Consider the following 24,570-nt stretch of genomic DNA (forward strand, 5'->3'; position numbering starts at 1 on the left):
CTAGCCCTCGCTGGCGCCACCGGCGCGGATCCGCGCCATCGCCACGGAGGCTGCCGCCGTGCGGTTCTCGACGCCCAGCTTGGCGAAGACGTGCTCCAGGTGCTTGTTGACGGTACGCGGGCTGGAGCCGAGGATCTCGCCGATGTCGGGACTGGTCTTGCCTTTGATCACCCAATACAACACCTCCGCCTCACGGGTCGTCAGGCGGAAGGCGCCCATCAGCGCATCGAGCACCGCCGCATCGGATTCCTCGCGCAGGCTCACCAGCCACTCGTCGTCGCCGGTGCGCTCATGCAGCGTGAAGATCAGCCGCCGGGCGCCCTGGCTCAATGACAGGGGCGGAAACTCCCGCCCCTCGCCACGGGCACGGCCCGAAGACTGCACCCAGGCCATCACCGCCGGTGGCGCCTGGTCCTCCAGCCCTTCCACGCCCTCGAAATAGCTCTGCATCAGCTTCCTTGCCAGCGGCGTCTGCCACACTACCCGGCCGCTCTCCGGGCGGATTGCCAGCGTCGCCTGCCCGAAGGCATCCAGCGCGCTACGGGCCTGCTTCATCAGGCGGGCGCTCTGCATGTGGGCCGCGATGCGGGCCAGCACCTCCTGCGGGCGGATCGGCTTGGTCACGTAATCCGCGCCGCCGGCGGCGAAGGCCGCCACCACGTGCTCGGTCTCGGTCAGCCCGGTCATGAAGACAATCGGGATGTGGCGGGTCGTGAAATCCGCCTTCAGTCGCCGCGCCACCTCGAAGCCATCCATGCCCGGCATCATCGCATCAAGCAGGATCACGTCGGGCAGGCTCTGGCGCGCCCGCTGCAGTGCCGTCTCGCCGTTGGTGGCGACCAGCACCGTGTAGCCGGATTCGTCGAGGGCATCGTGGAGCACCGACAGGTTCTCGGGAATGTCGTCCACGATCAGCACGAGGTCGGAATTGAGCCGGTCGAAATCAGGCATGGCGGGCTTTTTCCAGCAGCGGTGGAATGGCGTCGAGGTGAAAGCCACGGGTCAGCTCGCGGACCTCGGCCACAAAGGGGGCGTAGGCCGCATCGGCCGCCTCGATGTCGGCCAGACGGGCCAGGATGCCCTTCACGTAGCCGAGCTCGACCTGGTGCGCGAGAGGTTCCAGCAGCGCGGCCGGCGGCGCGACCCAGCCGACGGGCGGCGCGGACGGCAGTTCGTCGGCGGACTCCAGCCATTCCAGGTCCAGCCGCTGACCGATCCACTCCAGCAGCTCATGCACCTGCACTGGCTTGAGGATGAAGTCCGCGGCACCGATGCCCAGGTCGTTGTCGTCGCTGTGCAGACCGCGCTCGTAGGCATTGGCCGAGATGATCGCCACCGGGGTGGCGGCCTGGGCGCCGGCGCGGATGCGGCGCACCGTCTCCCAGCCATCCATGCCCGGCATGGCCAGATCCATGAAAACCAGGTCCGGGCGGAACTCGGGCATCAGCGCAAGACATTCCTGCCCCGATGCCGCCTGGGCCAGCACGAAACCGAGGGGCTCCAGCAAGGTGATCAGGAACTCCCGATCCACCCGCTCGTTGTCCACAATCAGGATGCGCCGCCGCTCGCCGCGGTAACCGAGCCGGTTGCGGCGCGGCAGCTGACGCGTCGCCAGCTCGTCGCGGACCTGCGGCAGGAACAGGCGCACCCGGAAGGTGGTACCGACGCCGGGTTCGCTCGTCACCGTCAGCTCGCCGCCCATCACGTCGGCGAACATGCGGCTGATCGTCAGCCCCAGCCCTGCCCCGCTGGCGCCCTGGGCCGAGCTGCCACGGGAAAAGGGCTCGAAGATGCGCTCGATCTCGGCCGCCGAGATACCCGGCCCCGAATCCTCGATCTCGAAGGTGGCCATCTCCATGCGATACGCGAGGCGCAGGCTGATGTGGCCTTGGGCGGTGAACTTCACCGCGTTGCCGAGCAGGTTGATGAGGATCTGGCGCAAGCGCTTCTCGTCGGCACGCAGGAAGGCCGGCAACTCACCCTTCGGCTCGAAGCGGAATTCCAGCCCCTTGTTGCGCGCCTGCAGCTCGAACATGCCGACGATCTGCGCCATGAAATCGCGGAAATCCAGCGGCTTCACGTCGAGCGTCAGCTTGCCGCCTTCGATGCGGGCGATATCCAGCGTGCCTTCGATAACCGACAGCAGGTGGTCGCCGCTGCGGCGGATCACGTTGATCGCCTGGCGTCGGTGCACCGGGATCGAGTCGTCGCCGTCGAGGATCTGCGCGTAGCCGAGGATGCTGTTCAGCGGCGTGCGCAGTTCGTGGCTGATCGCGGTGATGTAGCGGCTCTTGGCCTGATTGGCCAGATCGGCCACCTGCTTGGCCTTCTGCAGTTGTTCGTCGGTACGCCGGTGGGAGTCGATCTCGCGCATCAGCAGGTGGGTCTGGCGGTTCGACTCCTCCTGCGCCACCTGGCGGCTCTTGTGGGTCAGCACCAGCCACCACACCACCAGCCCGGCCAGCAGCAACAGCGCCGCATAGCCCTTCAGGAAGGCCAGGTGCAGCGCCGGCGCGAACTCCGGCGCGCTGGCGCCGAGCAGGCTGAGGCCGTGGTAGTGCAGCAGCCACATCAGCAGCGCCAGGCCCGGCGCAATCAGCCCCATCAGCAGGAGGTAGTGGCCGAGCCCGGTGTCCAGATAAGGCCACACGGCCGGCGGGAGGACGCGCCGCATCGCCGCCGACCACTGAGCCGAAAGCCGCGCCTCCGGCTTGCACAAATCGTTGCAGCGGGCGTCCAGCGAGCAGCATAGGGAGCAGATGTCGCCCTGGTAGGCCGGACAATGGGCCAGGTCGTCGGCCTCATACTCGCTCTCGCAGATCGTGCAGCGGCGGGTACCGCCGGCGGCGGATGGGAGCGGACGGCGGGCAATGTAGTAGCGCCCGCCGGTAATCCAGGCGATCAGCGGCGCGGTGATGAAAGCGACGACCAGCGCGATGAGCGCCGAGAAGGCCTCCGCGTCGGGCCCGAAGACGCCCAGATAGGCCGCCACCGACAACACCGATGCGATCCCCATCGCGCCGACGCCGACAGGATTGACGTCGTACAGGTGCGCACGCTTGAACTCGATCCCCGGCGGCGACAGGCCCAGCGGCTTGTTGACGACCAGGTCGGCGACCACCGCCATCATCCACGAGATGGCCACGTTGGCGTACAGGCCGAGCACCTTGCCGAGGGCCTGGAACACGTCCAGCTCCATCAGCACCAGCGCGATCAGCGTGTTGAAGACCACCCACACCACCCGCCCCGGATGGCTGTGGGTCAGCCGTGCAAAGAAGTTCGACCAGGCCAACGAACCGGCGTAGGCGTTGGTGACGTTGATCTTGAGCTGGGACACCACCACGAACAGCGCCGTCGCCCCTACCGCCCAGTGCAGGCCGGGAAAAACGTATTCGTAGGCGGCCAGGTACATCTGGTTGGGGTCCACCGCCCGCTCCGCCGGCACCGAGTTGCTGATCGCCAGATAGGCCAGCAGCGCCCCGCCGAGCATCTTGACGACCCCCGGCAGAACCCAGCCCGGCCCGCCGACCAGCACCGCGGCCCACCAGCGCCAGCGGTTGGCCGGCGTTTTTTCGGGCATGAAGCGCAGGTAGTCGGCCTGCTCCCCCATCTGGGTCATCAGTGCGATGCCAACCGTCAGCGCGGCACCAAAGGCCCGCATGTCGAAATCCGCCCCCACGCCGTGCTCACCACCGTAGGACACAATGCCGTGCAGCACATCCGGGCGTTCGCTGAAGACGAAAACGTAGGGCACCACCAGCATCAGGATCCACAGCGGCTGGGTCCACGCCTGCAGGCGGCTGATCGCCGTCACCCCGTGGGTGACCAGCGGAATCACCACCACCGCACACAGCAGGTAACCCCAGGCCGGCGGTATGTCGAAGGCCAGATCCAGCGCGTAGGCCATGATCGCCGCTTCGAGGGCAAAGAAGATGAAGGTGAAGGACGCGTAGATCAGCGAGGTGAGCGTCGAGCCGATGTAGCCGAAGCCGGCCCCGCGGGTCAGCAGGTCCATGTCCACCCCGTAGCGGGCGGCGTACAGACTGATCGGCAGGCCGGCCAGGAAGATGATCAGGCCGGCGGCGAGGATCGCCCACAGCGCGTTGCTGAAACCGTAGTCCACCAGCAGCGTGGCGCCGACGGCCTCCAGCACCAGGAAGGAAGCCACACCGAAGGCGGTGTTGGCGACCCGCCATTCCGACCAGCGCCGGAAGCTGCGCGGCGTGAAGCGCAGCGCGTAATCCTCGATGGTCTCGCGGGCGACCCAGGCGTTGTAATCCCGCCGGACCTTGACCACCCGCTGGATGGCATCCGGCTCCGCCGCCTTCTCCCCCTCGGCGTCCATCACTCCTTCATGCCCAGCCGTTCCAGGCGATAACGCAGGGAACGGAAGGTCACCCCCAGGTGACGGGCTGCGGCAGTGCGGTTGCCACCGGATTTTTCCAGCGCATCTTCAATGGCGTGGCGCTCCATCTGGTCGAGGTAGTCCTGCAGATCGGTACCCGCCGGCGCGGCAGCGAGGGCCGGGCTGCTCTCACCGATGTCGGCCGGGTCCAGCAGCAGGTCGTCGGCCTCGATCACATTGCCGCTGGACAGGGCCAGTGCCCGCTCCAGGATGTTCTCCAGCTCACGCACATTGCCTGGAAAGGAATAGGCGCCGAGCGCCTTCACGGCCCCGGCGCTGAGCGTCGCGGCCGGCAAGCCCGACGCCTCGGCCAGACGCTCGAGGAGGATCTCCGCCAGGCGCGGAATGTCCTCGCTGCGCTCACGCAGCGCCGGCATGCGCAGTTCGATGACGTTGAGGCGGTAAAACAGATCCTGGCGGAAGCGCGAGGCCTCCACCATGGCCTTCAGGTTCTGGTGGGTGGCGCTGAGGATGCGCACATCGACGGCGGTCTCGACGGTATCGCCGAGGCGGCGGAACTTCTTCTCCTGGATTGCCCGCAGCAGCTTGACCTGCATCGCCAGCGGCAGGTCGCCGACCTCGTCGAGGAACAGGGTTCCACCGTGGGCGGCCTGGAAGAAGCCTTCCCGATCGGAGTCGGCACCGGTGAACGCGCCCTTCTTCGCACCGAAGAACTCGCTCTCCATGAGGTTTTCCGGGATCGCGCCGCAGTTCACTGCCACAAAGGGCGCCGCCGCGCGGGGGCCCAGATCGTGGATCATCCGCGCCGCACGCTCCTTGCCGCTCCCCGATTCGCCCGAGATGAACACCGGGGCCTGGCTCCTGGCCAGCTTCTCGATCAGCGAACGGACCTGCACCATCGCCGGCGAATCGCCGATCAGGCTGGAGCTGTCCTTGTTATGGGCCTCGCCGTCCTTGGCCGACACCGAGAAGACGGACTTCACCAGGGCCCGCAGCTGATCGATGGACACCGGCTTGGCCAAGTAGTCGAAGGCGCCGGCCTTGAGGGCCGTCACCGCGTTGTCCATGCTGCCGAAGGCGGTGATCACCGCCACCGGCAGGTCGCGCACGTTCTCCGAAATGTAGCGCACCAGTTCGAGGCCATCGCCGTCGGGCAGGCGCATGTCGGTCAGGCACAGGCGGTAGCGCTTTTCACCGAGCAGACGCCGGGCCTCGGCGAGGTTGGCCGCCCCATCGCTGGCCAGGCCAAGGCGCAGCAGGGTGAGCTCAAGGAGTTCGCGGATGTCGTCTTCGTCATCGACGATGAGAACGTCCGGCCCGCTGGAACGGGTCCGTCTTTCGTGCTGGATCATGGTTTCACGCGTCCAATGATGCGGAAATGGGCACCGGACTGCGAGGCGCCGGGCTCGTCTCGGCACAGCTCGAGCACTGCACCATTGGCCTCGGCAAGCTCCCGAGCGATGTACAGCCCCAGGCCGGTCCCTTTCGAATGGGTGGTGAAAAAGGGTTCGAAGACCTGCGTCCGGAGGTCCTCGGGAATCCCCGGGCCGTCGTCGGACACATCCAATGCCACGCGACCGTCATCGCAGGGCGACGCCGTAATTGTCACCGCAGCCGGCTGGCCGCTGCAATGGCGGCGCGCGTTGCCCACAAGATTCCACAATATCTGGCGCAGGTGGGTGCGGTCCATCGCCATCTGCAATCCCGGCCCAATACGATTGACGACGACGCCCGGTGCATCGCTGGCGTGCGCCACCGCGAACTCTTCCAGGAACTCATCCACGAACTCGCACAGCGGCAAGGCCTCCGGCAACGCCTCGTCGCGCCGTCCAAGGGCCAGCACGTCGCCGACCAGGCGGTCGATGCGCTGGGCGTTGTTGCCGATGATGCGGATCAGGCGGGCCTGCATGTCGCCGCGCTTTTCGTCGCGCAGCAGCTCCGCGGCCTGGTAGACCGAGGCCAGCGGGTTGCGGATCTCATGGGCGATGCTGGCGGTCAGCCGGCCCAACGCGGCCAGCTTGACCTGCTGGATCTGGCGGTGGAGGCGATCGTAGTCCTCGAGATAGATCAGCGTCTCGCCGGCCTCGCCGGCGGGCAGCAGGCGCACCAGCAGCATCTTGCCGGTCAGTTCGGCACGGATGCGTCGCGCCGAATCCGCCGTGTTCACGCCACGCTGCAGTTCCCGCGCCAGGGCCGGTGCACAGGCTGCCAGCACCGCGCCTTCCTGCAGCGCGGGGCCGAGCAACGCAGCGGCCTGGGGGTTGTAATGACGCACGGCCCCGTCCTCACCGACGACCAGCACGCCGTCCTGCATGTCCTTGATGATCTGCCGGTTGAGCCGCAGCTGGCTGGCCAGATCGGCGCCCCGCTGGCGGGCCAGGTTTTCGTTGGCAATCGCCCGCAGGGCCAGCAGGCGCGCCACCTGGGCGATGGCGAAAAAGCCGATGCAGGTCACGCCGACGGTGAAGAAGTCCGTCATCACCCGGTCCGACAGCAGGCGCAGGGTGTTTTCGAGCAGCACCGCCAGCGTCGCGTAGGAGGCATAGAACAGCACCATGCGCCCCTGCCCGACCAGGCCGGCACCGGCCAGCGCCACCAGGATCAGGATCGGCATGCCGCTGCGGTAGCCGCCGCTGGCCCACATGATCAGCGTCAGCAGCGTGATGTCCACCAGCACCTGCAGGGTCACCAGGCGGTTCATGCCGAGCAGGCGGGCGGCATCCGGAAAGCCGAGGATCAGCACCGCCGCCAGATAGGCAAAAGCGGCGCCGAAGAACAGCGCTGGCGAATCGCTGCCGAGCTGCAACGCCCGCCCGGCCACCACGAACAGCCCGGCAAGCACCAGGCGGAACAGGTTCAGGTAACGCAGCGGCTGGGTACGGTCGTCATCGGCGGGAAAATCGGCCCCCAGCGGGGCGGACTCGGCGCTCACCGGCGGGCGCCGAGGCGGCGATGGTCCTCCGAGCAGAAGAAGTGGCCGTCGCTGCGCACGCCTTCGCTCTCCGGCACATGCACGCCGCAATGGGCGCAGGCCACCATCTGCTCGATCTGTTCCGACGGCGCACGGGCCTGGCTCCGCTCCTCCGCAGGCACGTCACGCTCGTCACGCCGCGGGTCTTTCCGCAGGGCACGACGAACGTAGAAAACGGCAAGCAGAAACAGGATGAACAGCAGGATATTGCGCAAGACGAAAGCCTCCGGAGAATTCCGGGCCAGTTTAGCAGAAGCGTCCGAGGCGCTCGAAAGCCGCCTCCAGGGTCTCGTCGCGCTTGGCGAAGCAGAAGCGGATCACCTTTTCATCCCGGCCGTCGCCGAAGAATGCCGACAGCGGAATGGCCGCCACGCCGACCTCGCGGGTCAGCCACTCGACAAAATCGGTATCGGGCAGGTCGGCAATCGCCGTATAGCGGGCGGTCTGGAAGTAGGTGCCGGCACAGGGCAGCAGCTCGAAACGCGTCGCGGCCAGCCCGCGCCGGAAGAAGTCGCGCTTTTCCTGGTAGAAGGCGGCCAGACGCAGATGGCGCCCGGCATCGGCCATGTAATCGGCCAGCGCCAGCTGCACCGGCGTATTGACGGTGAACACGTTGAACTGATGCACCTTGCGGAATTCCGCCATCAGCGCCTGCGGCGCCAGCACGTAGCCCACCTTCCAGCCGGTGACGTGGTAGGTCTTGCCGAAACTGGAGACGATGACGCTGCGTTCGGCCAGCTCCGGGTAGCGGGCAGCGCTCTCGTGGCGGGCGCCGTCGAAGACGATGTGCTCATACACCTCGTCGGCCATCACCACGATGCCAGTGCCGCGGGTGATCTCCGCCAGCCGCTGCAGGTCGGCCGCCGACCACACGGTGCCGGTGGGGTTGTGCGGCGTGTTGATCATGATCATCCGCGTGCGCGGCGTGACCAGCGCCTGCACCGCATCCCAGTCGGGCCGGTAATCCGGCGCGGCCAGGCGGGCGCGGCGCACCACGCCGCCCTGCAGCGTGATGGCCGGCACATAGGAATCGTAGACCGGCTCGAAAACGATCACCTCGTCGCCTGGGTGTACCAACGCCGCCACCGCCGTGAACAAGGCCTGGGTGGCGCCGGCGGTCACCGTGATCTCGTGCTCCGGATCGTAGCTCGCGCCGTACAAGTCCTGCACCTTGGCGGCGATCGCTGCCCGCAGCGCCGGCATGCCGGCCATCGGCGCGTACTGATTGTGGCCGCTGCGCATCCAGTAGGCGACCCGCTCGAACAGCACATCTTCGGCACTGAAGTCGGGAAAGCCCTGAGACAGGTTGATCGCCCCGCACTCCTGGGCCAGGCGGGACATCACGGTGAACACCGTCGTCCCCACTTCGGGCAGACGGGAAACGAGGGGCGCGGGAAAGGACGGCATCGCAAATACACTCCGAAACAGGCCCGCCGATTCTGGCAGATGGATAGCCTCAGAGCCAACCGGGCCGGGGCGCCGCTACAATCGGACCGCCATTCAACGAGGAACCACCGTGTCCGACACCTGCCCCACCCTGCGCCGCGACGGCGACCAGGTCGTGATTCTCGACCAGACCCGCCTGCCCTACCGGGAAGTCTTCCTCCGCCTCGACAGCCTGGCCGATGCCGCCACCGCGATCCGCGACATGCAGGTGCGCGGCGCCCCGCTGATCGGCGCCACCGCCGCCTTCGGCATTGCATTGGCCCTGCGCGAAGACGGCTCGGACACCGCACTGCAGGCCGCCGACGCCTGCCTGCGCCAGACCCGCCCCACCGCCGTCAACCTGCACTGGGCGCTGGACCGCATGCACACGGCGCTCGCCCCGCTGCCGGCCGGCGCACGCAGCGCCGCCGCCTGGGCCGAGGCCGAGGCGATCCGCGCCGGCGACGCCGCTGCCAACGCCGCCATCGGCCAGTACGGCCTCGAACTGCTGCGCCAGCTGCCGGGCGCCGGCGATCGCCCGCTGCAGCTGATGACCCACTGCAATGCCGGCTGGCTCGCCACCTGCGGCCATGGCACCGCGCTGGCGCCGATCTATGCGGCCCACGCCGCCGGGCTGCCGGTCCATGTGTGGGTCAGCGAGACCCGCCCGCGCAACCAGGGCCTGCTGACCGCCTGGGAACTGGCCCGCGCCGGCGTGCCCCACACCCTGATCGCCGATAACGCCGCCGGCTGGCTGATGGCCGAAGGCCGCGTCGATGGCGTGATCGTCGGCGCCGACCGCATCGCCGCCAACGGCGACACCGCCAACAAGGTCGGCACCTACCTCAAGGCCCTGGCCGCCGCCGCCCACCAGGTGCCGTTCTACGTGGCCGCACCGTGCTCCACCATCGACTTCAACTGTCCGGACGGACGCCACATCCCGATCGAGGAACGCAGCGCCGACGAAGTGCGGGCAATCAGCGGTCTCGGCGAGGACGGCGAAGTCCACCGGGTGCAGCTGGCACAACCCCGCGCGATCGCATGCAATCCGGCTTTCGACGTCACGCCCGCACCATTGCTGGATGGCATAATCACCGATTTGGGCGTCTGCCCGCCCGATGCGCTGGGCCCGCTAGCCCGCCGATGATCCGGTCCTCAGGAGGCCTCTGATGAACGAAAACGTACTTCGCGAAGGTCTGCTCGCCACCGCACGCAGCATGGCTGCCAGCGGACTCAATGCCGGCACCGCAGGCAACGCCAGCGTGCGCTGTGCGCGAGGCTTCCTGATCACCCCCAGCGGTCGCCCCTACGAGGACTGCACCGGCGACGACATGGCCCTGGTGGCGATGGACGGGAGCTGGAGCGGCCCCTATGCACCTTCCAGCGAGTGGCGCATCCACCGCGACATCTTCGCCGCCCGGCCGGAAGCCGGCGCGGTCCTTCACGCCCACTCCTCGTTTGCCACCGCCCTGGCCTGCCACCGGCGCGACATTCCGGCCTTCCACTACATGATCGCCCGCTTCGGCGGCGACAGCATCCGCTGCGCCCCCTACGCGACCTTCGGCACTCAGGCCCTGTCCGCCTCCGCGCTGACCGCGCTGGAGAATCGCAACGCCTGCCTGCTGGCCAACCACGGCATGCTGGTGTTCGGTGGAGACCTTCGCCACACGCTGGCCCTCGCCATCGAATTCGAAACCCTCTGCGAACAGTACTGGCGCGCCTGTCAGCTCGGCACGCCAGCCGTCCTCGGTCCGGTCGAAATGGCCGCAGTCATCGCCCGGTTCAAAAGCTACGGCCAGGCCCAGGCAGCCAACGGCCCCGGCCTCATCAACCCGCCTCCCTCCGATCTGGACTGACCCCCCGGCCGATGCCCCCTCCGAACCCCAGCGCCGCACCGCGGCAACGCCTTGCGCGCAGTCTCCTGTGGCGGATGTCGGTCGTCTTCGCGGCCTGCCTGCTGATCTTCGGCGGCGCCTTCCACTACCTCGTCGTCGCACCGGCCACCCAGACCCTGGCACGGGTCCAGCTCGATCTCACCACCCGGCAGGTCCATGCCGAGGTGGAGCGGCGCTTCCGCAATATCGAAATCGAACTTCGCACGGCGCGTGCCCGCGGCGAAGCCGGCCGGCTCGATTTCGACAACATCGAAGCCTTCAACAGCGCGCTGCTGCCCGCACTGACCGCCGGGACGCTGATCACCTCGATCCACATGGCCACCGCCGACGGGCGGGCGCTCAGCCTGCAGCGGGATGGCGAAGGCTGGCACAACCGCCTCACACCACCGGTGGGCCGAGTCGGTGGCAGCCGCTGGCTGGACTGGTCGACCTCCGGCAAGCTGCTGCGCGAGCAGGCCGGCGAGGGACGGGACGATCCACGCAAGCGTCCGTGGTTCGAAACCGCCATGCAGGCGCCGACCGCCGATCCGCTGGCCTGGACCCGGCCTTACCGCAGCACGCCCGACGGCGACGGCGGCATCGCCATCGCGACCCGCTGGACGGCCCCCGACGGCAAGGCCCACGTCCTCGCCTTCGAGATCCAGCTCGCCGACCTGTCCATGCTGACCGTGGACACCCCGGTCGGCGAACGGGGCGGCAGCGCCGTGCTCACCGCGGCCGGCGAAGTGGTCGGCGTGCCGCGCTACCCGCGCTTCGCCAACCTGGCCGACCGGCGTGGCGCCATCCTCCGCCCGGCGGCCGAACTCAATGTGGACTTTCTCACCCACGGCTACGCCCACTGGCTGGATAGCGAGCGACAAAGCGAGAAGATCTTCCGCTTCGACAACGAGAACGAGACCTGGCTGGCGGAGTTCCTCCCGGTTCAACTGGGCAGCCAGCAATGGTGGATCGGCGGCTTTGCCCGCGAAGCCGACTTCATTCCGGCCCGCCTGCGCGACGTCGCCCCGGTACTCCTGCTCCTGATCATCGCCACGGCGCTGACTGCCGCCCACCTGGCCCGTCGCGTTTCGCGCCGCATTGAAAGCGATTTGGCCACCCTGGTCGAACGCAGCGAGCGCATCGGCCGGCTCGACCTGTCGCCCGGCGCCCCCATCGACACCCCCTGGCGGGAGATCGCCGGACTGGCCGAATCCCAGGAGAACATGCGCATCCAGCTGCAGCGGGCCGCCGACGAACTGATCCAGGCCCGCAACGGGCTGGAGGAAAAGGTCGACGAACGCACCCATCAGCTGGAGGAAAAGACCCAGGCAGTGGCCAACCAGCTGCTGTTCATCGAAGTGCTCCTCGACGCCCTGCCCAACCCGGTATTCTACAAAGGCCCCGACGCGCGCTTTCTCGGCTGCAACAGGGCCTACGAGGAAGCTTTCGGCACGACCCGCGGCTTCCTGCGCGGCAAGACCGTCCTCGAGCTGCCCTACCTGCGCCCCACCGAACGCATGGCCTATCACGAGGAGGACCTGCGGGTCATCTCCAGCGCCGGCACCGCCCATACCGAAACCCGCATCGCTTTCGCCGACGGCCGCGAGCACGACGCCCTCTACTGGGTGTCGGGCTTCCGCCTGGCCAATGGCGAGCCCGGCGGGCTGCTCGGCGTCATCGTGGACATCTCGGCCCAGAAGGCCGCCGAACGCGAGGCGCGCGCCGCTGACGAGTGGAGCCGCCGCATGCTCGAATCGAGCCCGATCGCGGTGGTCATCAACCGCCCCGACGGCACGCCGCTGTTCGCCAACACACGGGCCCTGGTGCTGGCCGGCACCGACATGCAGAGCTTCATGCAACGCCCCGTCACCGGCTGGTTCCGCGACCCGTCCGTGGGCGAGCGGGCCCTCGGCCGCCTGCGCGACGGCCGGCCGGTGCGCGACATGGAAATCGAGTTCCAGAACATCGACGGCCGGCCGTTCTGGACCCTGATGACCATGGAGCAGATCGAGATGAGGGGCGCACCGGCCCTGATCAGCTGGAGCTACGACATCACCGCCCGCAAGGAAGCCGAGCAGGAGCTGCGCAAGCTCTCCCTGGCCGTCGAACAGAGCCCTTCGATGCTCGTCATCACCTCGCCGGGCGGCGCGATCCAGTACGCCAACCCGCGCTTCTGCCAGGTCTGCGGCTTCAGCGCCGACGACCTGCACGGCACCCGGCCCGACCTGCTCGACGCCCACGGACTGCCCTTCGAGTTCCATGCCGAACAATGGGATGCGCTGCGCGCCAACGGCGTCTGGCGGCGCGAATGCCAGCTCCGCCGGCGCAGCGGCGAGCCCCTGTGGGTCGGCCTGTCGGTCAGCGGCCTGGCTCAGGACAACGGTGAGATCACCGACTGCATCTGGGTCTTCGAGGATCTCGCCCTCTACCGCCAGTCCGTCCAAACCCTGCGCGAGGCCAAGCGCCTCGCCGAGGAAGCAACGGAATCCAAGGCCCGCTTCCTGGCCAACATGAGCCACGAGATCCGCACGCCGATGAACGCCATCATCGGCCTCGCCAGCCTGTGCCTGGGCACCGAGCTGCCGCCGCGCCAGCACGACTACGTGACCAAGATCCACACCGCCGGCACCGCCCTGCTGCACGTGGTGAATGACATCCTCGACTTCTCGAAGATCGAGGCCGGCAAGCTGAGCCTCGAACAGGTCGCATTCGCCCTCGACCAGGTGCTCGACAACGTGCTCACCTTCGTCGGCCAGAAGGCCCGCGAAAAATCCCTCGAACTGCTGCTGCAGCTCGGGCCGGACGTTCCCCAGGACCTGGTCGGCGACCCGTTGCGCCTCGGCCAGGTTCTGACCAACCTGGTCGGCAACGCGGTCAAGTTCACCGAAAAAGGTGAGGTGAGCGTCCAGGTTGGCGTCACCGAACGGGCCCCACGCCATGCCACCCTGCGCTTCGCCGTCCGCGACACCGGTATCGGCATGAGCACCGAGCAGCTCGACCGCCTGTTCGAAGCCTTCGCCCAGGCGGACGATTCGATGACCCGCCGTTTCGGCGGCACCGGACTGGGTCTGTCCATCTCCCGCCATCTGGTCGAGCTGATGGGCGGCCGGCTCGACGTCAGCAGCACCCTTGGCGAAGGCAGCTGCTTCAGCTTCGACATCCGCTTCGAACTCGCCGAACCCCGTGCTCCGCGCGCCCTGCCCGGCGTGCTCGAAGGCCTGCGGGTATTGGTGGTGGACGACCACCCGGTGGCCCGCACGGTGCTACTCGACCTGCTGCGCAACTTTCCCTTCCGTTGCGAGGCCGTACCCTCCGCGGCAGAAGCCGTGGCCTTGGTGCGCCGGGCCGATGGCGGCGACCGCTTCGGGCTGGTGCTGATGGATCTGCGCATGCCCGACCAGAACGGCATCGAGGCCACCCGCCGCATCAAGCAGGACCGCAGCCTGGCCTCGCCGCCAACGGTGATCCTGCTGACTGCCTTCGGCGACGACAACACCTCGGCCGAGGCCATCGAGGCCGGCGCCGACGGCTATCTGCACAAGCCCGCCACCGCCTCCACGCTTCTCGACGCCATCGTCGAGGCCTTCGGCTCCGACGCGGCGGCGCCCGCCCGCGGCGCGCTCGCCCAGTCCCCCAGCCTCGCCGGCCTGCGCGTACTCGTCGTCGAAGACAATGACATCAACCAGCAGATCGCCTGCGGCATCCTCGAGCGGCTTGGCGCCCACGTCGGGGTGGCCGACAACGGGCGGATCGCCGTCGACACCCTCAACACCATGCCGGACGCCTTCGACGTGGTGCTCATGGACCTGCAGATGCCCGAGATGGATGGCCTCGAGGCCACCCGCCGGATCCGCCGCAATCCGCGCCTGGCCCGCCTCCCGGTGATTGCCATGACCGCCCATGCGATGGTCGACCAGCGCCGGCGCTGCCTCGAGGCCGGCATGAACGACCATGTGGCCAAGCCCATCGTCCTCGAACACCTGGTCGAGGCAATCCTGCGCCATACCCGTGGCGGATGCGCCGCCCTCGCCCCACTGGCGCCGGCCACCGACGGCCTGCCGCCGCTGCCCGGCCTCAACGTGGCGGCAGCCCTGCGCCGGGTCGGCAACGACGCCGCCGAATATCTTGCGCTGCTGCGCCACTTCACCCGCAGCCAGGCCGACTGCCCGCAGCGCATCGATGCCGCCCTGGCGGCCGGCGACCTCGCCACCGCCGAACGCCTTGCCCACACGTTGCGCGGCACCGCGGCCAACCTCGGTGCCACCGTCCTGCAAGAGGCCGCCGCCGCCGTCGAAATGGCCCTGCGCAACGGCCGCAGCACCGACGCGACGCTGGCTGTGCTGCGCAACGAACTGACTGCCCTGCAGGCACTGCTGGTCCGCACGCTGCCACCGGAAGAGGAAACCGACCCCGGCACAAGACTCAGCGACGAAGCGTTCGACATGGCGCTGTGGCAACTGGCGCGCCTCCTCGAAACCGCCGACGGCACCGCACCGACCCACTTCAAACAGATGCGTGCCGACCTCAGTGCCCGTCTCGGCAATGAAGTCGCCGGAGAAATCGCCAGCGCACTGCAGGCTTACGATTATGATCAGGCCTTGGCCTGCCTATCCCCGCACACCCAGCCGACTGGCGCGTGACACCCGCCCGGAGCCTCCCCACCGATGCCTTCCACCGATCCCCGCAACCCGCTGATCCTCGTTGTCGATGACGCTCCGGACTCCATCGAGCCGATCGTCCACTGCCTGCATCGCGCCGACTTCCGCACCCGCATCGCCACCAACGGCGCCCGCGCACTGGCACTGGCAGCCAGCACCCCGCAGCCCGACCTGATCCTGCTCGACGTGACGATGCCGGACATCGACGGCTACGAGGTATGCCGGCGCCTGATGAGCGACCCGCAGACCGCCAGCATCCCGGTGATCTTCCTGACCATCCGCAACGAGGAAGTGGACGAACAGCTCGGCTTCGACGCGGGCGCGGTGGACTACATCACCAAGCCGATCAGCCCGCCGCTGGTCCTCACACGGATTCGCAACCACCTGACGCTGAAGACCGCCAGCGACTTCCTGCGCGACCGCAACGCCTACCTGGAGCAGGAGGTCGTACGCCGGACCCGCGAACTGGGCCTGATGCAGGACGCCACCATCGTCGCCATGGCCTCGCTGGCCGAAACCCGCGACAACGAAACCGGCAACCACATCCGGCGCACACAGATGTACGTACGCAGCCTCGCCCGCCACCTGCAGCGTCACCCGCGCTTCACCGCCGAGCTGAGCGACGAGAACATCGAGCTGATGTACAAATCGGCACCGCTGCACGACATCGGCAAGGTCGGCATCCCCGACCGCATCCTCCTCAAGCCCGGCCGCCTGACCCCGGCCGAGTTCGAGATCATGAAGACCCACACCACCCTCGGCCTGGAAGCCATCAGCAAGGCGGCATCCCTGTTCGGCCTGTCGGCCAGCTTTCTGCGCTACGCCAAGGAAATCGCCCATGCCCACCAGGAAAAATGGGACGGCAGCGGCTACCCGCAAGGTCTCGCCGGCGAGCGCATCCCGCTGTCGGCCCGCCTGATGGCGGTCGCCGACGTCTACGATGCGCTGATCAGCAAACGCGTCTACAAGCCAGCCTTCACCCACGACGAAGCCAGCGAACTGTTACGCCAGGGACGTGGCACGCACTTCGATCCGGACATCCTCGATGCCTTCGTCGAGTTACAGGAAGAATTCCGCATCATCGCCCAGCGCTTCGCCGACGTGGAGGTGGACCACGAGCAGGAGGCGGAGCGGCTGCGCCAGGTTTTCGACGAAGGCTAAGCCGGCCCGGCGTTCAAGATTGGCCGACTGCGACCGTTAAGGGAGCCGAGGATCCGCCCAGAGAGATCCCGTCCATCCTTCAGGAGACTTGATGACCCGCAGCACGACATCCGCTCAGGTTGTCGACGTGTTTCGCCGCTACGGGCTGGCTGTACTCGTCTTTACCCTGGCCCTGGCCTTCACGCTAAACAGCTACCACAGCACGATCCGCGAGGAGCGCGAAGCAGCCGGCGTCCGCTTTCAGCAGCTGGCCCGGCAGCAAATGGCTCAGCTGCGTGACCGCACGGAAGGCCTGGTCACCCTCAGCGAAGTCCTGCGCCGCCATGCGGCCCAGACCCCGCAGACCGATCAGCGTGAATTTGCCGACTTCGTCGCGCCGCTGCTGGCCCATCATCCGGAAATCAGCCGGCTCGGCATCCTCCGCCTGAACGGCGCCGACCCGGTGATCGGCGTTGCCGCTCTGCCGGACGGCAAGGCTGCGGCGGGGCCTTCCTTCCTCACCGCCTCCCGCATTCCGGACGAGCACGAGCGTGCCGACCTCCGCCAACTGATCACTCATGCGGCCAAGGGCGAGGAAGGCGTCGCCAGCCGGATACATGGAGTGCGCCGGGATGACGGCAGCGACGGCAACAACCTCCTGCTGCTCGCCCCCCTGAAACCCTTCGCAACGCCCCGTACGGCGGCCCGGGAACTGATTTTCATCGAGATTCCACTGGACCGCCTGCTTGACGAAATGCTCGCCCCGACGACAGCAAGCGGTGGCCGCCCACCGGTCGAGTTCGAACTCATCGACGCGAACGACAGCGCTCGGCGGCTGTTTGCCACCCCGGGCTACCGCCTGAACGACCAATCCTACGCCGACGCGATTCCCCTCTACGACCGCCGCTGGCTGCTGATCGCCGCACCGGATGGTGCCGGACCGATCGATGAGCCCAGCCCCGAGGCCGGCGCCAAGCTCTTTTCCGGCCTGTCCCTCGGTGTGCTGGCGGCCCTGATCCTGTATGTGCTGCAAACCCGCGCCGAGGCGATCCGCCAGCAGGTTACCGAGAAAACCCTCGCGCTGGCCGACGCCAACGACGCCCTCGGACAATACGTCAAGGCCCTCGGCGAGACCAACCGTCTGCTGGAAACCGAGGTCGAGAAACATGCCCGTTCGGAAGCGCTGCTGCGGGAAACCACCTCGCTGCAACGGGCCATCCTGGACTGCGCCGAATACGCCATCGTCTACACCGACTCCAACGGCATCATCCGCGTCGTCAACCCGGCCGCCGAACACCTCTTCGGCCATTCGGCCGACGAGCTGGTTGGCCAGGAAACCCCGCTGATCTTCCACACCGCCGAGGACATCGCCCGCTGGACCCTCGCCCACCGCAGCAACGGCTTCGCCGCCCTCGCCGAAGAGGCCAGCGCCAGCAATAGTCCGGAACCCCGGGAGATCAATCTGCGCCGCCGGGACGGCAGCATCTTCCCGGCCAACATCGCCATCTCGGTGGTGCGCGACGGCAAGAAACAGATCCGCGGCTATCTCGGCATCATCGCCGACATCACTCAGCGGCGGGCGGCCGAGAGCCGCATCCGCCACCTGGCCCACTACGACAACCTCACCTCGCTGCCCAACCGCACCCTGCTCAACGAACACCTGGCCGAGGCCATCTGCCAGGCAACCCAGTTGCAACGGGGCGTAGCGGTGCTGTTCACCGACCTGGACCGCTTCAAGTTCGTCAATGACACCCTCGGCCACCAGGCCGGCGACCAGCTGCTGCTGCTGGTCGCCCAGCGCCTGCGCGCCTGCGTCCGCGACGGCGACCTGGTGGCGCGCACCGGCGGCGACGAGTTCGTGGTGGTGCTCGGCGACCTGGAGGAAGGCTCCATGCCCGAAGACGTGGCCGAGCGCATCCTCACCAGCCTGGCCCGCCCCTTCGACCTGTCGGGCCAGCAATGCACGGTGACCCCGAGCATCGGCATCGCGCTCTACCCGAGCGACGGCCTCGACGGCAATGCGCTGATCAAGAACGCCGACGCCGCGATGTACCTGGCCAAGGAACGCGGCCGCAACAATTACCAGTTCTTCGACCACAGTCTGTCGGCACGCTACAGCGAACGCCTCGAACTGGAAAACCGCCTGCGCCAGGCCCTCGAGGCCAACCAGCTGGAGCTCTTCTACCAGCCGCAGGTGGACACCCTGTCCGGCGAGTTGATCGGCCTTGAGGCGCTGATCCGCTGGCGCCAGCCGGACGGCACGATGGTGCCGCCCGACGTGTTCATCCCGATCGCCGAAGAATGCGGCCTGATCGTGCCGATCGGGGCGTGGGTCCTCCACGAGGCCTGCAGGCAGAACCACGCCTGGCTGCAGGAAGGCATCTGTCGTGTGCCGGTGGGCGTCAATCTGTCGGCCCGCCAGTTCGACGACGCCGGCCTGCTCGACACCATCAAGTCTGCGCTGGCCGACGCGCGCCTGCCCCCCGCCTACCTGGACCTGGAATTGACCGAAAGCCTGGTGATGCGCAACCCTGAGCACACCCGCAGCCTGCTGGCCGAATGCAAGAAGCTCGGTCTGCAGCTGTCGGTGGACGACTTCGGCACCGGCTACTCAAGCCTCGCCAACCTCAAGCGCTTCCCGATCGACCGGCTGAAGATCGACCGTTCCTTCATCAAGGACATCGTCAGCGAACCCGACGACGCGGCCATCGCCCAGACCATCGTCGCGATGGCCCACACGCTGCGCCTCGAAGTGATCGCCGAAGGCGTGGAGACCGAGGCGCAGCTGGCCCTGCTTCGCCGCTGGCGCTGCGATGCCTATCAGGGCTATCTGTGCAGCCGGCCGATCAGCGCCACCGACATGACCGCCATGCTGCGCAGCCTGCGTGCCTCGCGGCTGGTCTCGCTGACGCCGATCTGACCATCAGTAGGGATAGCCAGCCATCCGGCTGCCGACCACGCTGCCCAGCACTGCACCGACTGCGGTGGCTGCCACCCGGCCACTGCCCCGGCCGATCTGGTTGCCGATCACCCCGCCGGCCAGCGCGCCGACCGCCTGGCCGACCACCCGGTTACCGTCGTAGCGCGGATAGGCCACGGCCGGCTGGGACGGATACTGGGGCGGGTAATAGGCCTCCGGCTGCGGCTGGGCATAGTAAACCGGCCGGTCGCGATAGACGATGCGTTCCCGGTACACCACCTGCGGCGGAGCCTGATAGACGGCCGGCGGCGCCTGGTACACCACCTGAGGCTGCTCATAGACCACCACCGGGCGGCCCCCGTGACGATAACGATGGTCGCAGTGATCGTCGTCATCCCAACCATGGTCGGCAAAGGCGTTGGCGCTGAACACGGTGGCGGCCAGGACGGCCGGGATCATGAGCTTTTTCATCGTTCTACTCCTGCTTGGATCGGGCGGTACGAGTGCCGCCCCTTGCAGGAAATAACGCGACTGACCGCCCGGCGTTGGCAGGCGGAATGTAAGCCCATGTTGGTTTGTAAGCGCACCCTGCCACGGCTCAGAAAGTCTCCGACGGCCCCTTCTCGGGCGCGGGCTCGGACTTCGAGCCGTTGCTGCCGCCGAAGATCTTCGGGAAAGCCACTTCGCCGTTTTTGTCGAAGTCGAAGCCGCCCAGATTGCCGGTCACCAGCCGCCCGCGGATGCGGTAATCGACCTTGTCGCGACCCCGCCCCAGCTCGCCGAACTGGCGCAGCAGCTTGTCCAGCCCGGTCGTGGCGGTCACCTCCAGCACCGCCTCGCCGAGCCGCGGCACCACCACCGCCTGATTGCTGACCCCGTGCGCAAAGGGCTGGCCATTGATGTCCACATTGACGTCGAGGCCTTCGATGGGAATTTCGGCATTGTTCGGGTTGGTGATGCGCAGGCTCACCACGAAGCGCTGCTCGAACAGACCGGCGTCCAGCAAGCGGATGCCGGCCACCTTGACCTCGGGCTTCTTCAGGCCCAGCGTCAGCCCGGCGCAGCCCCCCAGCACGCTCGCACCCACTGCAGCCCCCAGCAACAGGGCGAAGCGTCGGCGTGAAATTGGCGTCGTCACAATCATTCTCCCGTGGGTTCGAGCACCTTCAGCAGGCTCGCCGTATCGTCCCGGCCACCGCCCAGCGCCATCAGCGCGTTGAGCTGCTGCCAGGTCTGGGCCGCCACCGGAAGCGGCGCGCCAAGCTGACGGGCCTCTTCCATCAGGATAGCGAAATCCTTGTGATGCAGCCGCGACTGGATGCCGGCGACGAAGTCCCGCCGGGCCATGCGCTCGCCCATCACGTCGAGCACCCGCGAACCGGCCGAACCGCCCAGCAGGGCTTCGCGCACGCGGGCCAGGTCCACGCCGTGGGCACCGGCCAGGCGCATCGCCTCGGCGCAGGCCTGGATCGCATTGACCATGATCATCTGGTTGCAGGCCTTGGCCACCTGGCCGGCGCCGGCCGGGCCGATGTGCACCACCGTCTTGCCCAGCGCCGCAAACAGCGGGCGGACACGCTCCAGCACGGCCGCCTCACCGCCGGCCATGATCGCCAGCGTCGCATCCCGCGCGCCGATCTCGCCGCCGGACACCGGCGCATCCAGCCAGCCGATGCCGCACTCCGCATAGCGGGCCGCCACCTTGCGGGCCGTGCCCGGTGCGATGGTGCTCATGTCCACATGGATGCCGCCCGGCGCGAAGCCTGCGATGAGACCGTCCGCACCGAGGGCCAGATTCTCCACGTCGGCGCTGGCCGTCACCACCGAGATCACCACCTCGCAGCGGCTCGCCAGTTCAGCGGGCGTCGCGCAGGCCTGCGCGCCGGCTTCCACCAGCGGCGCCGCCGATTCCGGCCGCCGCGCCCACACTGTCAGCTCGTGGCCGGCCGCCAGCAGGTGGCCGGCCATCGGCCGGCCCATCACGCCCAGCCCGACAAATCCGACCCGCACCGTCATTCTCCCGACAGGTTTTCCAGCAGCTTGAGGGCAGCGATGGAATCCTCCTCGCCCATGCCGCTGCCGACCAGCGCATTGAAGAGCTGGGCCGTGGCCGCGCTGCTCGGCAGCATCAGGCCGAGGCGGTGTGCTTCCTGCATGACGATGTTCATGTCCTTCTGGTGCATCCAGGCCTTGAAGCCCGGTTTGAAGTTGCGGTCGAGCATGCGCTGGCCGTGGTTCTCCAGGATGCGGCTGTAGGCGAAACCGCCGAGCAGCGCCTCGCGCACACGGCCGGCATCGACACCGCTCTTGCGGGCGAAGTTGAAGGCCTCGGCCACCGCCATCACGCCGACACCGGTGAGGATCTGGTTGCAGGCCTTGGCGACCTGACCGGCGCCGGGCCCGCCGATCAGTGTGGCGGCCTTGCCCAGGCAGGCGAACAGTGGCTTGACGGTCTCGAAGGCAGTCTCGTCACCACCGACCATGATGGTCAGCCCGCCGTTGATCGCCCCGACCTCACCGCCGGACACCGGCGCGTCGAGCATCGTCACGCCCCGCTCGGCGAGCCGTGCCGCAATCGACTGGGCGGCGGCCGGCGCGATGGTGCTCATGTCCACGTAAACCAGCCCGGCCTTGGCGCCTTCCGCCACGCCACCAGCTCCAAGGGCGACCTGCTCCACGTCGGCGGCGTCCGCCACCATCGAGAACACCACGTCACAGGCCGCCGCCACCGCTGCTGCGTTGGCTCCCCCCTTGGCGCCGGCTTCCAGCAGCGGGGCCATGGATTCGGCGCGGCGCGCCCATACGGTCACGTCGTAGCCACCCTTGAGGAGGTTGAGCGCCATCGGGCGCCCCATGATGCCCAGACCGATGAAACCGACTTTCATTGCTTGCGTCCTCGCAACCGAAAAGGACGCAGCCTAGCCGCCGCCGCCCGACGATGCAATCGGGGGAAATGCGCGCTTACGACCCGCCGCCGTAGCTCACCCGGTAGATTGCACCGGCCTGATCGTCGCTGATCAGCAGTGAACCGTCCGGCAGCACCAGCACGTCGGCGGGCCGCCCCCACACCTGCTCCTGGCCGCCGGCATCGACCTGCAGCCAGCCTTCGGCAAAAACCTCCTGGCGCAGTGCCTTGCCGGCCTTGTCCACTTCCACCCGTACGATGCGGTAGCCGGACTTGCGGCTGCGGTTCCACGAACCATGCTCGGCGATGAAGATGCTGTTGCGGTAGGCCGCCGGGAACATCTGGCCGGTGTAGAAACGCATGCCCAGCGCCGCCACGTGGGCACCCAGCTTGGCGACCGGCGGAGTGAATTCCCGGCATGCCCGCTTGGCGCCGAACTCCGGATCGGCAATATCACCCTGGTGGCAGTACGGATAGCCGAAATGCTCACCGCTCTTCGCGACCCGGTTGAGCTCGTCGGACGGCAGCTCGTCGCCGAGCATGTCGCGGCCGTTGTCGGTGAACCACAGGCTGCCGTCGACTGGGTTCCAGTCGAAGCCCACGGTGTTGCGGACGCCGCGTGCCACCACCTCGGCGCCGCTGCCGTCCGGGCGGAGACGCTGGATGTTGGCGTAGCGCCGCTCATCCGGTTCGCAGATGTTGCACGGCGCACCAACCGGCACGTAGAGCCAGCCATCCGGCCCGAAGGCGATGAACTTCCAGCCATGGTGCGTCTCGGTGGGAAAGCGGACATTCAGCTCTCTGGGCACGGGCGGCTTGTCCAGGCGGCGGCCGATGCCGTCGAGGGCGACGATGCGCGACACTGCCGATACGAACAGGCTGCCATCCCGGTAGGCCACGCCGACCGGCTGCTCCAGTCCGCTGGCCAGGGTATGCACACGCTTCGCCCGCCCCTTGTCGATCTCCACCCCATAGACCTTGCCCGCATTGCGGCTGCCCACATAGACCACGCCGCGCCCGTCGGCGAAGTCGCCCAACGTCATGCCCCGGGCGTTGGGTACCTGATCGGTGAGCACCTCGACCCGGAAGCCCGGTGGCAGGCGCAGCGTGTCCACCTGCGGCGCGGCCAGCGCCGAAACACAGAACCCCGCACTCAGCAGCGCAGCCCCGCGCCGCATGACTTGCCAGAAACCAGACCTCACATCCCTCTCCCTTGCAGTTCGCATCGGCCTCCAGCATGCCGTGACAGATGTCGCGCCGCCACCGGCCACGGCACCCAGCCCGCACCCGTGACATCGTCATTGTCTTTCCCCCCTCCGGGATCTATCTTGGACGCGAGGGCTGCGCAACCGCGCGGCGCCTCACTACCAGGGAGAGACCATCATGGCCGAACGTGCCCTCGCGCTCAACGCAACCGGAGGCAGCTACCTGAACCTCGAAGGCAACCTCCTGCCGCTGGTGGACTGCACCCTCCCCGACATCAGCTGGTCGGTACATGAGCCAGGCTCCGGCCAGCCTGCGTCGAGAACCGACATCCAGATCGGCGAGCCAGTCCTTGGCCAGCTGACCCTGTCCCTGCAGCCGCAGTCCTTTCCGCCGCTGGCGAAGTGGGTGCAAGAACTGATCGATGGCGGCCATCGCCAGCTCGACCTGGAAGTGCTGCGCGCGGACCCCAACGGCCATATCCAGGAAGGCTTCCAGCTGGCCGGCTGTGTGCTCACCGAACTGCACTTTCCCCCCTGCTCGGCCGCCCAGAAGGATCCCTACGTGGTCCGCGCCGTCCTGCAGCCCGAGAGGATCGCGGCACTTCCGTCCGGCGGCCCGCAGAAGCTGCCCGTCGGCGCCAAGCAACGCCCGTGGCTCGTCTCCACCTTCAGGCTGAGCGTGGACGGTCTGCCCACCGACGGCGTCCTGAAGATCGACGGCCTCGATCTGACCCGCGACATCGCGACCCGCAAGGTTGGCGAGTTTCGCGAACTCCTGCCCTACTACGGCATCGCACGCTGCTCACCCCTCGTGCTGACGATCGGCGGGCGCAACTATCCGGAGTGGCGCGATTTTGTGCTGAAACGGCTGGCCGAAGGCAAGCCGGCCAGCCCGCTGGGCGCCAAGCTGACTTTCCTCGATGCCAGCCTCAAGCAGGAGCTGGGGAGCCTGCAGTTTTCGCTGGCCGGTCTGGCCGGCTTCCAGTTTGCCCGCGTCGCGTCCCGCGCGGACGAGGCGACGAGCCCGCAAGGAGTAGCCCGCCTGCCAGTCCAGGACATCACGCTGGAAATCGTGCCGGTCAAGTCCTAGGCCTTGACGCGAGGTG

Annotated in this window: 17 protein-coding genes; 6 read left to right on the plus strand and 11 right to left on the minus strand. The window is 67.9% G+C overall.

Annotated features, from left to right (window positions below):
- The 6 genes from B4920_RS05330 to B4920_RS05355 are packed head-to-tail and all read right to left on the minus strand — an operon-like array spanning position 1 to position 8,744.
- A complete protein-coding gene (locus B4920_RS05330; RefSeq protein WP_079433579.1) occupies positions 1-951 on the minus strand; it encodes a response regulator transcription factor in 951 nt (316 codons plus the stop codon).
- Positions 944-4,345 (minus strand): ATP-binding protein, encoded by a 3,402-nt coding sequence (locus B4920_RS05335; protein WP_079433580.1) that lies wholly within the window; start codon positions 4,343-4,345, stop codon positions 944-946. Before B4920_RS05335 ends, B4920_RS05330 begins: the two co-directional genes overlap by 8 nt.
- On the minus strand, positions 4,345-5,718 hold the full coding sequence (locus tag B4920_RS05340) for a sigma-54 dependent transcriptional regulator (RefSeq protein WP_079433581.1): 1,374 nt from the start codon (positions 5,716-5,718) through the stop codon (positions 4,345-4,347). Before B4920_RS05340 ends, B4920_RS05335 begins: the two co-directional genes overlap by 1 nt.
- Complete coding sequence (locus B4920_RS05345; RefSeq protein ID WP_079433582.1) at positions 5,715-7,298, minus strand: PAS domain-containing sensor histidine kinase; 1,584 nt, start codon at positions 7,296-7,298, stop codon at positions 5,715-5,717. The genes B4920_RS05340 and B4920_RS05345 overlap by 4 nt, the downstream gene beginning before the upstream one ends.
- A complete protein-coding gene (locus B4920_RS05350) occupies positions 7,295-7,552 on the minus strand; it encodes a PP0621 family protein (protein WP_079433583.1) in 258 nt (85 codons plus the stop codon). Before B4920_RS05350 ends, B4920_RS05345 begins: the two co-directional genes overlap by 4 nt.
- 31 nt (positions 7,553-7,583) lie before the next feature.
- Positions 7,584-8,744 carry a pyridoxal phosphate-dependent aminotransferase gene (locus tag B4920_RS05355; protein ID WP_079433584.1) on the minus strand — a complete coding sequence of 387 codons (1,161 nt, stop codon included), beginning with the start codon at positions 8,742-8,744 and terminating at the stop codon, positions 7,584-7,586.
- Between the two features lie 109 nt (positions 8,745-8,853).
- Between B4920_RS05355 and mtnA the strand changes: the two genes are divergently transcribed.
- From mtnA to B4920_RS05380, 5 genes are all read left to right on the plus strand, one after another.
- Positions 8,854-9,909 (plus strand): S-methyl-5-thioribose-1-phosphate isomerase, encoded by a 1,056-nt coding sequence (gene mtnA, locus B4920_RS05360; RefSeq protein WP_079433585.1) that lies wholly within the window; start codon positions 8,854-8,856, stop codon positions 9,907-9,909.
- 22 nt (positions 9,910-9,931) lie between these two features.
- Positions 9,932-10,618, plus strand: coding sequence for a class II aldolase/adducin family protein (locus B4920_RS05365; RefSeq protein ID WP_079433586.1), 687 nt, complete (start codon positions 9,932-9,934; stop codon positions 10,616-10,618).
- 11 nt (positions 10,619-10,629) lie between these two features.
- Positions 10,630-15,276: a response regulator gene (locus tag B4920_RS05370; RefSeq protein ID WP_079433587.1), complete on the plus strand. Its 4,647-nt coding sequence runs from the start codon at positions 10,630-10,632 to the stop codon at positions 15,274-15,276.
- 24 nt (positions 15,277-15,300) lie between these two features.
- The gene (locus B4920_RS05375) at positions 15,301-16,455 is read left to right on the plus strand and encodes an HD-GYP domain-containing protein (RefSeq protein ID WP_079433588.1); all 1,155 of its coding nucleotides are present in this window, start codon (positions 15,301-15,303) and stop codon (positions 16,453-16,455) included.
- Between the two features lie 91 nt (positions 16,456-16,546).
- Positions 16,547-19,354, plus strand: a complete 2,808-nt coding sequence (locus B4920_RS05380) for a bifunctional diguanylate cyclase/phosphodiesterase (protein ID WP_079433589.1) — start codon at positions 16,547-16,549, stop codon at positions 19,352-19,354.
- A 3-nt stretch (positions 19,355-19,357) separates the two neighbouring features.
- Here the strand turns inward: B4920_RS05380 and B4920_RS05385 are convergent, their stop codons facing one another.
- From B4920_RS05385 to B4920_RS05405, 5 genes are all read right to left on the minus strand, one after another.
- Positions 19,358-19,825, minus strand: a complete 468-nt coding sequence (locus tag B4920_RS05385) for a glycine zipper 2TM domain-containing protein (RefSeq protein ID WP_079433590.1) — start codon at positions 19,823-19,825, stop codon at positions 19,358-19,360.
- A gap of 127 nt (positions 19,826-19,952) precedes the next feature.
- Positions 19,953-20,492, minus strand: a complete 540-nt coding sequence (locus B4920_RS05390) for an LEA type 2 family protein (protein ID WP_161493242.1) — start codon at positions 20,490-20,492, stop codon at positions 19,953-19,955.
- Positions 20,493-20,494: 2 nt separating this feature from the next.
- Positions 20,495-21,364: an NAD(P)-dependent oxidoreductase gene (locus B4920_RS05395; RefSeq protein WP_079433697.1), complete on the minus strand. Its 870-nt coding sequence runs from the start codon at positions 21,362-21,364 to the stop codon at positions 20,495-20,497.
- Between the two features lie 2 nt (positions 21,365-21,366).
- Positions 21,367-22,239, minus strand: a complete 873-nt coding sequence (locus tag B4920_RS05400; protein WP_079433592.1) for an NAD(P)-dependent oxidoreductase — start codon at positions 22,237-22,239, stop codon at positions 21,367-21,369.
- Positions 22,240-22,315: 76 nt separating this feature from the next.
- Complete coding sequence (locus B4920_RS05405; protein ID WP_216819753.1) at positions 22,316-23,461, minus strand: sorbosone dehydrogenase family protein; 1,146 nt, start codon at positions 23,459-23,461, stop codon at positions 22,316-22,318.
- 181 nt (positions 23,462-23,642) lie between these two features.
- Between B4920_RS05405 and B4920_RS05410 the strand changes: the two genes are divergently transcribed.
- Complete coding sequence (locus B4920_RS05410; protein WP_079433594.1) at positions 23,643-24,554, plus strand: hypothetical protein; 912 nt, start codon at positions 23,643-23,645, stop codon at positions 24,552-24,554.
- Positions 24,555-24,570: the final 16 nt, after the last annotated feature.

Source organism: Zoogloea sp. LCSB751 (assembly GCF_002028455.1).
Classification (GTDB): Bacteria; Pseudomonadota; Gammaproteobacteria; order Burkholderiales; family Rhodocyclaceae; genus Zoogloea.